The 10,878-nt window shown below is 63.4% G+C and carries 12 protein-coding genes; 5 read left to right on the forward strand and 7 right to left on the reverse strand.

The annotated features are described in order from the left end of the window. Positions 1–113 precede the first annotated feature (113 nt). The 4 genes from NKI15_RS26450 to NKI15_RS26465 all read right to left on the reverse strand — a co-directional run bounded on the left by NKI15_RS26450 (position 114) and on the right by NKI15_RS26465 (position 4,070). The gene (locus NKI15_RS26450) at positions 114–1,649 is read right to left on the reverse strand and encodes a DHA2 family efflux MFS transporter permease subunit (RefSeq protein ID WP_023694754.1); all 1,536 of its coding nucleotides are present in this window, start codon (positions 1,647–1,649) and stop codon (positions 114–116) included. A 349-nt stretch (positions 1,650–1,998) separates the two neighbouring features. Next, positions 1,999–3,192: an HlyD family secretion protein gene (locus tag NKI15_RS26455; RefSeq protein WP_023705729.1), complete on the reverse strand. Its 1,194-nt coding sequence runs from the start codon at positions 3,190–3,192 to the stop codon at positions 1,999–2,001. Beyond that, positions 3,189–3,659, reverse strand: coding sequence for a MarR family winged helix-turn-helix transcriptional regulator (locus tag NKI15_RS26460; protein ID WP_023705728.1), 471 nt, complete (start codon positions 3,657–3,659; stop codon positions 3,189–3,191). The genes NKI15_RS26455 and NKI15_RS26460 overlap by 4 nt, the downstream gene beginning before the upstream one ends. 24 nt (positions 3,660–3,683) lie before the next feature. Then, positions 3,684–4,070, reverse strand: a complete 387-nt coding sequence (locus tag NKI15_RS26465) for an iron chelate uptake ABC transporter family permease subunit (RefSeq protein WP_023742988.1) — start codon at positions 4,068–4,070, stop codon at positions 3,684–3,686. A gap of 51 nt (positions 4,071–4,121) precedes the next feature. On the opposite strand from NKI15_RS26465, the gene NKI15_RS26470 reads away from it, so the two are divergent. Next, positions 4,122–4,952 carry an AraC family transcriptional regulator gene (locus tag NKI15_RS26470; RefSeq protein WP_023705726.1) on the forward strand — a complete coding sequence of 277 codons (831 nt, stop codon included), beginning with the start codon at positions 4,122–4,124 and terminating at the stop codon, positions 4,950–4,952. 6 nt (positions 4,953–4,958) lie between these two features. Here the strand turns inward: NKI15_RS26470 and NKI15_RS26475 are convergent, their stop codons facing one another. Then, complete coding sequence (locus NKI15_RS26475) at positions 4,959–5,894, reverse strand: bifunctional helix-turn-helix transcriptional regulator/GNAT family N-acetyltransferase (RefSeq protein ID WP_023712754.1); 936 nt, start codon at positions 5,892–5,894, stop codon at positions 4,959–4,961. A gap of 80 nt (positions 5,895–5,974) precedes the next feature. Further along, positions 5,975–7,162 carry an MFS transporter gene (locus tag NKI15_RS26480; protein WP_023724805.1) on the reverse strand — a complete coding sequence of 396 codons (1,188 nt, stop codon included), beginning with the start codon at positions 7,160–7,162 and terminating at the stop codon, positions 5,975–5,977. 170 nt (positions 7,163–7,332) lie between these two features. Between NKI15_RS26480 and NKI15_RS26485 the strand changes: the two genes are divergently transcribed. Beyond that, complete coding sequence (locus tag NKI15_RS26485) at positions 7,333–7,959, forward strand: TetR/AcrR family transcriptional regulator (RefSeq protein ID WP_023682986.1); 627 nt, start codon at positions 7,333–7,335, stop codon at positions 7,957–7,959. On the opposite strand, the gene NKI15_RS26490 is transcribed toward NKI15_RS26485, so the two are convergent. Then, positions 7,956–8,825: a hypothetical protein gene (locus NKI15_RS26490; protein ID WP_023682987.1), complete on the reverse strand. Its 870-nt coding sequence runs from the start codon at positions 8,823–8,825 to the stop codon at positions 7,956–7,958. The genes NKI15_RS26485 and NKI15_RS26490 overlap by 4 nt on opposite strands. Positions 8,826–8,907: 82 nt before the next feature. Here NKI15_RS26490 and NKI15_RS26495 point away from each other — a divergent pair, with 82 nt between their 5' ends. The 3 genes from NKI15_RS26495 to groEL form a co-directional block, all read left to right on the forward strand. Then, positions 8,908–9,705 carry a class I SAM-dependent methyltransferase gene (locus NKI15_RS26495; protein WP_023682988.1) on the forward strand — a complete coding sequence of 266 codons (798 nt, stop codon included), beginning with the start codon at positions 8,908–8,910 and terminating at the stop codon, positions 9,703–9,705. A 184-nt stretch (positions 9,706–9,889) separates the two neighbouring features. Continuing rightward, a complete protein-coding gene (groES, locus tag NKI15_RS26500) occupies positions 9,890–10,186 on the forward strand; it encodes a co-chaperone GroES (protein ID WP_006203049.1) in 297 nt (98 codons plus the stop codon). Between the two features lie 63 nt (positions 10,187–10,249). Further along, on the forward strand, positions 10,250–10,878 hold a 629-nt coding region (gene groEL, locus NKI15_RS26505), incomplete at its 3' end, for a chaperonin GroEL (RefSeq protein ID WP_352887388.1).

Consider the following 10,878-nt stretch of genomic DNA (forward strand, 5'->3'; position numbering starts at 1 on the left):
AACTTCCAACGGCTCATTATCGATATTTTTTTGCACACGCGGGTTTTGACGATCAACCGAGCAACAAATCATCAGGGGCAACCAGCTTGCTGCCAGCGCTACCGGCGCCCGCCTCAATCCATATGCGCGGCAGGAGCGGCCGCGCCGGCCGGAGCGGTCTTCGGCTTGCGCAGCAGGAAGACAAACGGAATGGCAACCAGCGTCATCACCATCAGCAGTTTGAAGTCGTTGACGTAGGAGATCATCATCGCCTGGATGTTGACCATGCGGTCCACCTGCGAAAGTGCCGTCGGATCGCCGCCTGCTGCCGCCGGCGAGGCCGCCCACAAATTGGGGTTGAACGGGTTGATGAAAGCCGACAGTTCGGTGTGATTGACCTGCGTGTTGCGCACCATGAGAACCGTCACCACCGACACGCCGATCGACGAACCGAGATTTCGAACCAGGCTGAACAGGGCCGTGGCGTCGGTGCGGAAGCGCACGTCGAGCGTGGCGAAGGCCACCGTGGACAGCGGCACGAACACCATGCCCATGCCCAGGCCCTGGATGACGCCGGAGCTGAGGATCAGCCAATTGTCCATCTGCGGCGTGAAGGAGGACATGGTGTAGAGCGACTGCGCGGTGAGCAGAAAGCCGATGACGACGAGGATGCGGGCGTCGATCCTGCTCATGAGCCGTCCAACGACAAGCATCGAAATCATCGTGCCGACACCGCGCGGCCCCAGGACGACGCCGATGGTCACGGTCGGATAGCCGAAGATGGTCGACAGCATCGGCGGCAGCAGCGACATCGAGGCCAGGATCAGCACGCCCATGACGAAGATGAAGGCCAGACCGGTGACGAAATTGCGGTCGAGGAAGATCTTGGGGTCGATGAAAGGACGTTCCGCCGTCAGTGTGTGGATGATGAACACCCAGAAGCCGGTGATCGAAAGAGCAAGCTCGATCCAGATTTCGACCGAGGAAAACCAGTCGACCTCGCCGCCGCGGTCGAGCAGCAGCTGCAGTGCGCCGACGCCGAGCGAAATCATGGCGAAACCGAAGAAATCGAAGCTGCGTATCCGCCGGGCAATGACCGGCAAATAGGCTGCCATGCCGAGGAAGGCGATGATGCCGACCGGCAAATTGATGAAGAACACCCAGCGCCAGTTGAAATTCTCGGTCAGCCAACCGCCCAGCGTCGGACCCAGGATCGGCCCCAGCATGATGCCGGCGCCCCAGATGGCCATCGCCTGGCCGTGGCGTTCCCTGGGGTTGATGTCGAGCAGGAAGGTCTGCGACAGCGGCACGATGGCTGCGCCGAACACGCCCTGCATCAGCCGGAAGAACACAATGCTCTCCAGGCTCCAGGCAATGCCGCACAGCATCGAGAACACGGTGAAGCCGACAACCGCCGCCAGGAACAGTTCCTTGCGGCCGAAGCGGTCGGCCAGCCAGCCGGTCACCGGCGTCATGATCGCGGCGGCAACGATGTAGGAGGTCAACACCCAGTTGATGTTGTCGGGCGACGCGCCGAGGTCGCCGGTCATGGTCGGCAGCGCGACATTGGCGATCGTGGTGTCGAGCGCCTGCATGACCGTCGCCAGCATCAGCGCCACAGTGATCAGGCCGCGATGCGGCACTTCCTTGAAAGGTTCTGGTGTGGTCATGATGCGGAACTTCCGACAGGTAACAAAAACGTGTACATTAGGTTTCCGGGCGGCGAGGCCTTCTCTGGTGAAGAGACCCTCATCGCGGTGGGACGCGATCTATCGATGTGGGGGTTACATCGATCGAAGGTCTCGACACATCAGGCGCTTGCCGCCCGGAAATCCAAGGTCCGAAGGATGGGCGCCGAGATGGTCCAGGTTCTGGGCAGGCCGCGATGCGGCCCGGTCCAATCCACCCCTCGTTCAACCTGCCGTCGGACCGATCCTGGCATCTCAACTTCACCTCGCCTGCGGCGGGCGTTCTGCCGGGCCGTGATCCTGCTTTTCGAGATCACGGTCCATTCACAGTCTATTGTGCTTCGCCTGCGGTGGCGTGGCCGAAGATAGCGGGGAACCCGCGAGCAACGCCGGTATCCACCGTAACCGAGGCGCTCATACCGGTGCGCAGCGCCATTTTGGCGTCGGCATCGGTCAGCTCCAGGCGCACCGGAATGCGCTGCGTGACCTTGACCCAGTTGCCGGTGGCGTTTTGAGCTGGCAGCAGCGAAAACTCCGCGCCGGTGCCGGCGCCGATCGCCTTGACGGTGGCTTCGAAAGTTCTGCCCGGATAGGTGTCGACGACGATCTCGGCCTTCTGGCCAGGCTTCATGTGGGTAAGCTGGGTTTCCTTGAAATTGGCATCGATCCAGATGTCGCCGGTCTCGACCAGCGCAAACAGCGGCGTGCCGGAACCGACATACTGGCCGACCTTGAACGAGGAGGCCTGGCTGATGACGCCGTCGGCCGGCGCCTTGACCGTGGTCTGCGCCAGATCGTAGGCGGCCTTGTCGCGCGCGGCGAGTGCGGCCATCACGGTCGGATGCTTGTCGGTCTCGATATCGGGATTGCCGGCGAGAGCCGCCTTGGCGCTGATGATGCCTTGCTCGGCAACGGCCAGTTGCTGCCTGGCCTTGTCGAGATCGTTCTTGGCCTCGTCCAGCGACGATTTGGCGTTGATGCCCTTCTGGGCAAGGTCGGCGGCGCGGTCATATTGCGACTGCGCGTAGTCGACCTGGCTGGCATCGGACTTTTCCTGCGCCAGTGCCTGGCTGTAGGCGGCGCGCAGCTGTTCGATTCCGACGCGTGCGACTGCGACCGCCGCGTCGGCCTGCGCCAACGCGATCCGGTAGGGCTCGGGGTCGACGGCAAACAGCACATCGCCCTGCTTGACCTGCTGATTGTCTGAGATGCCGACCTGAACGATGCGGCCGGCCGTGTCCGAGGCGATCGACACCTTGGCCTGCTGCAAATTGGCGTTTTCGGTCTCCTGATAGCGGCCGCCAGTCACCCAGACGTAGCCCCCGCCAATGGCCAGTGCCGCCGGCAGGGCGACCATCAGCAGCAGGCGGCCGAGGCGGCGCTTCTTGACCGGAGCCGGAGCGGGCTGCACCGGGGGAGCCACAGCGACAGGTGCTGCGGCCGGCTGTGCAGGCGCTTCGGCGGCAGGCTGTGCCGGCGTCTCGATCTTGGTTACATTCTCGTCTAGCTTGGCTGCCGCGTTCATGCTGCTGCCCCTTCCGTACTCTTCAAGGACGACGTCTCGCCGTCCGCCAGGTTTTGCACGATGGTGTCCAGCGCCCGGATCAGGACGCGGCGGTCGTCCGGCGAAACGCCGACCAGCGATTCCTCATAAACTTCGCCAGCAAGGCTTTTGACCTCGGCATAGGCCGCGTTCGCCTTGGCTGTCGGGAAGATCATGCGCACGCGCCGGTCAGTTGCATCGGAGCGCCGTTCGATCCAGCCGCCCTCCTCCATCCGGTCGACGAGGCGTGAAACGCTGATCGGCTCGATTTCGAGAAGTTCGGCGAGGCGAGCCTGGGCGACGCCGGCCTCCTTGGCGACGCGAACCAGAAGCCGCCATTGTGCCGAGGAAAGGCCAAGACCGCTGGCGCGCGCCTCGAAGCGCTTGCGCATGAGGCGCTGCACGTCGTGGATCAAAAAGCCCAATCTATCTATGCCGTCGGAAACCATGAGCGGTATATATTATAAGCGTGCTTACCATTCAAGGTGCCGCATTGCGCCAGAGCCGAAAAAGAGGGATGGCAGCCATGCAGATGCGGTCATGGCGCTGTCAATGACGGTTGCGGATGACCTCCCGACCGAGACGTGAATTGCCGTCGAGAACGCCGCGAGAAGAAAGGTCGTCTTGCGCGTCCTCTCCACCGGCACACCTAGGCTTTCGGCGGCATTTTCGCCGGCGGGGAAGGCATCGAGCCGGCGGTGGTTCCACAGGGCATAGGCAGGATGGTGCCCGCACCCAGCGCGCCCGGATATTGTCCCAGCGAGCCAGGCCGAGGCCGCCCAGCAGCGGCTTTCCACGATGGTGACCTGCCACAGTCGACCAGCGCCCTTCGATTTTACGACAGGCGCAATTTCGATCAAACTGGCCTCGCAAAAAGCCGACAAAATGTGCCGCCAAATGCGAGGAGACCTATGAACCCGACCGAGAAAGCGCTGTGGTTTGTCGAGAGCCATCTGCCGGAAGCGATCTCGCTTGAAGATGTCGCGCAAAGCAGCGGCGTCTCGCGCTTTCATGTGACGCGCGCCTTTGGCGCCGCCACCGGCCGTTCGGTGATGGGCTATATGCGCGCGCGCCGGCTGACCGAAGCGGCGCGCAAGCTGGCTTCCGGCGCGCCCGACATCCTCGCGGTCGCGCTCGATGCCGGCTACGCCTCGCACGAAGCCTTCACCCGCGCCTTCCGCGACCAGTTCGGCACGACGCCGGAACTGGTGCGCGCGCAGGGCAGCCTCAGCAATCTCGATCTCGTGGAGCCGATCCTGATGGACCAGTCCTTTCTCGCCTCACTGCCGCCGCCGCGCTTCGAGACCGGCCGTCCCTTCCTCATTGCCGGCCTCGGCGAGCGCTACAGCTGCGAAACCAGCGCGGCCATTCCGATGCAGTGGCAACGCTTTGGGCCCTATATCGGCAACATCCCGGGCGAGACCGGCGACGTCGCCTATGGCGTCTGCGTCAATGGCGACGATGCCGGCAATTTCGACTATATCGCCGGGGTCGAAGTTTCGGATTTCTCGGACCTGCCGAAGGAGCTTTCGCGGGTGCGGGTGCCGGCGCAGAAATACGCCGTGTTCACCCATGCCGAGCACATCTCCACCATCCGCCGCACCGTCAACACGATCTGGAACAAATGGCTGCCGGCCTCGGGGCACGATATAGCCGACGGCCCCGAATTCGAGCGCTACGGCCCGGAGTTCGATCCGCGCAGCGGCAATGGCGGACTGGAGATATGGGTCCCGGTGGCCTGAACGCCGCTACAGCTCCAGGTTCCAGTTCTGGCCGACCAGATCCTTGCCGAAGGCGTGATGGCGCTCTTCGTCCACCAGCCTGAAGCCGGCACTCTCGTAGATGTGGCGGGCGGCGGTCAGGATGTCGTTGGTCCATAGGGTCAGCGTCGTGTAGCCCTTGGCACGAGCAAAGCCGATGCACTCCTGAACCAGCCGCTTGCCGATGCCGAGGCCGCGCGCCGATGGTTCGACATAGAGCAGGCGCAGCTTCGCCACCGCGTCGGATTTGCGCACGACGAAGACCGAGCCGACCACCTCCCCTTGCCGTTCGGCAATCCAGCTGCGTTCCCATTCTGGATCGAAGGATTTTACGAAGGCGCCGAGGATTTCGGCGACCAGCGCCTCGTAGGTTTCGTCCCAGCCATAGTCCTGTGCGTAGATCTGTCCTTGGCGGCGCACCACCCAGCCGATGTCGCCGACCTGCAAGGGGCGCAGCATATACGGCACTTTGGACTCCGGGCTGTCGCCCAGGAGTTGCTGCACCGTCTGCATGGCCTTGACCAGCCGGTCCTGTTCGGCAGCAGGAAGCCGCTCCAGCAAGGCCGCGACCTGGTCGTGCGAAGCCCGGTTCAGCGGCGCGAAGGCCTGCCGCCCCACCGGCGTCAGCGTGATCGACGACTGCCGCGCATCCGACGCCAGCGGCGCGCGCGCAATCAGCTGCAGGTGCTCGAACTTCTTCAGGAGCCGGCTGACATAACCGGCGTCGAGGCCGAGATCGCGGATGAGATCGCTGGCGGTCAGGCCATCGCGATGCGCCAGTTCGTAGAGCACCCGCGCCTCGGTCAGCGAGAAGGCGCTTTTCAGCAGGCCTTCGTCGAGCAGACCTATCTGGCGGGTGTAGAAGCGGTTGAAAGCCCGCACCGCGTCGATGCGTTCCTTGCCGGGTTGATGATGGATCGTCATGGGAAGCCTCCTGCCCCATCAACGATCGGTCATTTATTTGACTTAGTCAAGTATCGAGGAGATGCTCCCCCGGTCGTGTCTCAGGCGATGGCGCGGCGGCGCCGTGCGATCAGGACGAACAGGCCGAGCAGCACAACGCTGGCCGCAGCACTGGCGGCGGCAAATTCCGGCACCGGCCGAAAATCCTTGCCGTCGATCAGCAGCGATGCCGCGACCGGGCCGATCGCCAGACCGAAAAGCTGGGCCGCCGGCACCAGAAGCACGGCCGTGCGCGTCTCGTCGGCGGTGATCGCCAGCCGGATCTGATAGGGCACGATGAACAGAAGGATGAGGCCCATGATCAAGGCCGCGACCCAGAAAACCGTCAGGCCGGGGCTGCCGGCGAGCATCACGGAACTGGCGACGGCGACCACGCCGATCGCCACGATGGCGAAGCGGTAATCGATGCGCGCCTCGAAGACGGTAGCCGTCATTGCGCCCAGCACCTGCAATGCGAGGTTGGCCGAGACGATCAGGCCGACGGTGCGGCCATCGATGCCGTATTGTGCGCCAAGTGGCTCGAGAAACGCCCAGACCGAGCCGAAGAACATGAAGTAGCAGAAGACGCTCAGCAAAGCGGCAAGCGAAGGAACGGTCAGCACATTGCTGAACTGTTCCTCCTTGGGCAGGTCGGCATAGCTATCGGGGACGATGAAGGCGACGGCCACCGAGGCGATGCAGACGACGGCAAGAACGATGAAGCCGCCCGCCGATCCGGCGGCCGGGATGACGTAAAGCGCCAGCAGCAGGGCAAGGGCGCATTGCGCCAGGGTCTGAAGGGTGACGAAGAAGCCGCCGATGCGCTCGGCCCGGCGTGAACGGGCGATCAGTTCCGTGGCGACCGCCACCAGCCCACCCTCGGCGAGGCCTGCCACCGCGCGGGCGGCAATCAGCGAGGTCGAGGTCAGCGCATAGGCGGTCGCGCAGTTAGCCAGCGCCAGCAAGAGCAGAAGGACGGCACTTTTCAAGCGCATATTGTGGGCGGACAGCATCATGGCGATGGCCGCCGATCCGATGCCGATGGCGATCATCTCCGCCGTGGCGACCAGCGCGAGTTCGTCACCGCTGACATGCCCTTCGGTGTAGAGCGCGCCGAGAAGCACCGGCTGCAGCCCGAGAATGAGCAGCCCGACCGAGCCGATCCACAATGCCGAGGCGAGTTGCGCCCCAGTGGGGTTGCCGACCAGCCAGTCGCCGTTCCCGGCATCCGCGTTACCAGCAGAAGTCACGGTCGCCTCCCAACGTCCTTGCCTGACGGCAAAAAAACTGACAGTCTGTCAGCATTTAGAAACTGATACTCGATCATATTCGTTTGTCAATCAGTAGCGGGACTTGGCACCAACAAGGCTGGGGATGGTCTTGGCGATCGAATGGTCTGGGCGATCGAGAGGATGGCGGCATGAACGAAGCAGTGCAGATGACGACCGAACCGAGGCGCAGGCCCAAACAGGAGCGCAGCCGCGAGCGCATCGACGCCATCCTGTCGACGACCATGCGGCTGATCGGCGAGAAAGGCATCGACGCCGTCACCATGAAGGAAGTCGGCGCACAGGCCGGCGGGCCGATCGCCACCGTCTATCATTACTTCCCCAACAAGTCGGCGATCCTGGCGATGCTCTACGAGCGATTCTCCGAAGTGAGCCGCGCCCGGCTTGCCGCGATCGTTGCCGACGTCGGCGGGCTGAGCGACGTTATCGCTGCGGCCGACCGGCTGCTCGACGACTACTATGAGCGCGTCGCCGGCGACCCCGCCATTCAGGACCTGCAAAACGCCATCCAGGCTGACAAGGCGCTGAAGAATCTCGACATCGCCGAAACCCGGCGCCAGGCGACGATGTTCTGCGACCATGTCGGCCCCTTTCTCGCGCCAGAGCGACGCAATGAGTTCGGCCGTATGGTTTTCCTGATCTTCCAGCTGGCCGGCGGCGTCGTGCGCATGGCGCTGACCCAGAACCAGGAGGAAAGCCGCCACACCATCGAGGACTACCGGTCGATCATCCATACGCAGTTGGGACTGTTTCTCTAGCGCCCGATTCGACCCCGTCCGGTCTGGTGGATGAGGTTTTCGAAGCCGTCGGCCAGGTTGGCTGTGCCGGCGGCAACAATCTTCGACAGGTTCCTGGCGCGACCTGGGGTCTTGTTGGCATCGAGCAGCACGGCCCTGCCCTCATGCACGACAAAGTCGAATTTGCCATAGTCGAAGCCCAGCTTCCGACGCAAGGCGCGCAGTTCGTCGGGAACCGCAACCGGCTCCCGGCGGACGGTGTCGTCGCCCTTGACCAGGCGCTGCGGCGAGACATAGCGGGTGCAGCGCTCCCGATCGCCGCAGAATATCCAGAACCGCGCCGCAAACCCGTCGGGCTCGATTTCGGGAATGAATTTTTCCACGATCAGGTCGGCACGCCTGAAAATCTCCGGCGCCACATCGGCCAGCGAGGCATGCACCTGATAACGGCCGAAGGTCTGCGCGCCCGGGAAAGGCACTGCCTTGCCGGCGCGAACGGATTTTCGGTTGAGCTGCTCCTCGGGCGTCCCCCAATGATTGAGGTTGCTCTTGACGATGACCTGGCCGCTCCAGTTGGCACCCTCCTCGAGGATCGCACCACTGATGCGGCGCTTGGAAATGTCGGTTGCACCAAGATTGAGACAAATCGGAAATCCGCGCGCGTAGTCGACATAGTCCGATGGCGTCACTGTCGCGTCGACATGCAGGACGGCAATATCGGCGTTATGACTTGCCGAGGGTCCACGCATGATCTGCACGGAGTGACCGCGCCGTTTCAGCTCCGCCAGGACGTCGAACAGCATGTAGGGGCTGTCCTGGCGCAGCAGGAGGCCCCGCCGGCTCTGGAAGCGGTCAAATTCATGCGTTATGACGGCAATGCGGGCCATGGCCTTTCCTGCATGAGGTAACTCGCAAGGCAACCAACAGCCTGGAAGGAAATATGTCCAGCCTTTCCCCAAACCGTTCCGCATGACTGAGCATTGGGACGCAATTCGCCGTCATTGGCGGCTTCTCGGGTCGCCGCTGTGTCCGCCCCCGGAAGCTGTCGCCGCCTATGAGCGCGAACTTAGCCTGCAATCAGTCGATGTGGTGCTGCTCGGGGTCACGCCGGAGCTTGCCGGCCTCGGAAGGACCATGCTCGCGATCGACGAGTCCACTGCCATGATATCGGGCATCTGGCCGGGCGATACCGCCTCACGCAAGGCGGTGATCGGCAACTGGCTGGAGTTGCCGCTGGGCGACGAAAGCGCCGGGGCGGTGATCGGCGACGGCTGTCTGTCGGCGCTGGACTCCTCGGTTGCACGGCAGGCGCTGCTTGCCGAGATCGCGCGTGTGCTGAAGTCCGATGGGCGGGCTGCATTGCGCGCCTATGCAAGCCCTCAGGTGCCGGACGATCTGCAGGAGGTCCGGGCGCTGACGCTGTCCGGTGGTGTCGCGACCTTCCACGAACTCAAATGGCGCATTGCCATGGCTTGTGCCGGCGGCGATCCCGACCGCGCCATTCCGGTGCGGGCGATCCTCGACGCCTTCGATGCGCTGTTTGCCGACCGGGAGGCCCTTGCCGCGACGACCGGATGGGAGATGCCGGTCATCGGCACCATCGATGTCTATGCGAATTCGCAGACTGTCTACAGTTTCGCCCCGGCGGCGACGCTGGTCGAAGAGGCGAGCCGGTTTTTTGACAGTGTCCGCCTCGCGCCGACAGGGACCTATGGGCTGGCTGAACGCTGTCCGCTTCTGGTGCTTATATCGCCGCGGCGCCGGTAGGGTCTGCCGTCGGATCGCGGCACGGCTCCAATTGGCACAATTGTGCTCACCGTTCGCCTTGACTCTCGAAAGCCACGCGCTTATTTCAGCGCACGTTAGCACTCTCCCCAGGTGAGTGCTAACGCACATCCGGCACCGCCGGATCGAGGAACAGCTCTCACCGTTCTCATTCGAGGAAGAAAAAATGGCAAAGTCGAAGTTCCGCCCGCTTCATGACCGCGTGGTCGTACGCCGGGTCGAATCCGAATCCAAGACCGCCGGCGGGATCATCATCCCGGATACGGCAAAGGAAAAGCCGCAGGAAGGCGAGATCATCGCCGTCGGCTCCGGCGCTCGCGACGAAGCCGGCAAGCTGGTCCCGCTGGACGTCAAGGCCGGCGACCGCATCCTGTTCGGCAAGTGGTCGGGCACCGAAGTCAAGCTCAATGGCGAAGACCTTCTGATCATGAAGGAATCCGACATTATGGGCATCATCGGCTGATCATCGGCCTCACCGTCAACTAATTTCGGGCTTGATCGCAAGCCCCCTGCCAGGAGCTAAAAAATGGCTGCTAAAGACGTAAAATTCTCCCGCGACGCCCGCGAGCGCATGCTGCGCGGCGTCAACATCCTCGCCGACGCGGTGAAGGTCACGCTCGGCCCCAAGGGCCGCAACGTCGTCATCGACAAGTCGTTCGGCGCACCGCGCATCACCAAGGACGGCGTCACCGTCGCCAAGGAAATCGAGCTTGAAGACAAGTTCGAAAACATGGGCGCGCAGATGGTCCGCGAAGTTGCTTCGAAGACCAACGACATCGCCGGCGACGGCACCACGACCGCGACCGTCCTGGCGCAGTCGATCGTCCAGGAAGGCCACAAGGCCGTTGCCGCCGGCATGAACCCGATGGACCTGAAGCGCGGCATCGACCTGGCCGTGACCGAAGTCGTCGCGGCTCTCGGCAAGGCTGCCAAGAAGATCAAGACCTCCGAGGAAGTTGCCCAGGTCGGCACGATCTCGGCCAATGGCGACGAGTCGGTCGGCGCCATGATCGCCGAAGCGATGCAGAAGGTCGGCAATGAAGGCGTCATCACGGTTGAAGAAGCCAAGACCGCCGAGACCGAGCTGGAAGTCGTCGAAGGCATGCAGTTCGACCGCGGCTATCTCTCGCCCTACTTCGTCACCAACGCCGACAA

This window comes from Mesorhizobium sp. M0862 (assembly GCF_040319795.1).
Lineage (GTDB): Bacteria > Pseudomonadota > Alphaproteobacteria > Rhizobiales > Rhizobiaceae > Mesorhizobium.

What these genes read in the sequence shown, in the direction of transcription:
- NKI15_RS26485 (WP_023682986.1), top strand. Translation starts at nt 7,333, where the DNA reads ATGAACGAAGCAGTGCAGATGACGACCGAACCGAGGCGCAGGCCCAAA.
- groES (WP_006203049.1), top strand. Translation starts at nt 9,890, where the DNA reads ATGGCAAAGTCGAAGTTCCGCCCGCTTCATGACCGCGTGGTCGTACGC.
- NKI15_RS26455 (WP_023705729.1), bottom strand. Translation starts at nt 3,192, where the DNA reads ATGAACGCGGCAGCCAAGCTAGACGAGAATGTAACCAAGATCGAGACG.
- NKI15_RS26470 (WP_023705726.1), top strand. Translation starts at nt 4,122, where the DNA reads ATGAACCCGACCGAGAAAGCGCTGTGGTTTGTCGAGAGCCATCTGCCG.
- NKI15_RS26495 (WP_023682988.1), top strand. Translation starts at nt 8,908, where the DNA reads ATGACTGAGCATTGGGACGCAATTCGCCGTCATTGGCGGCTTCTCGGG.
- NKI15_RS26450 (WP_023694754.1), bottom strand. Translation starts at nt 1,649, where the DNA reads ATGACCACACCAGAACCTTTCAAGGAAGTGCCGCATCGCGGCCTGATC.
- NKI15_RS26460 (WP_023705728.1), bottom strand. Translation starts at nt 3,659, where the DNA reads ATGGTTTCCGACGGCATAGATAGATTGGGCTTTTTGATCCACGACGTG.
- NKI15_RS26475 (WP_023712754.1), bottom strand. Translation starts at nt 5,894, where the DNA reads ATGACGATCCATCATCAACCCGGCAAGGAACGCATCGACGCGGTGCGG.
- NKI15_RS26490 (WP_023682987.1), bottom strand. Translation starts at nt 8,825, where the DNA reads ATGGCCCGCATTGCCGTCATAACGCATGAATTTGACCGCTTCCAGAGC.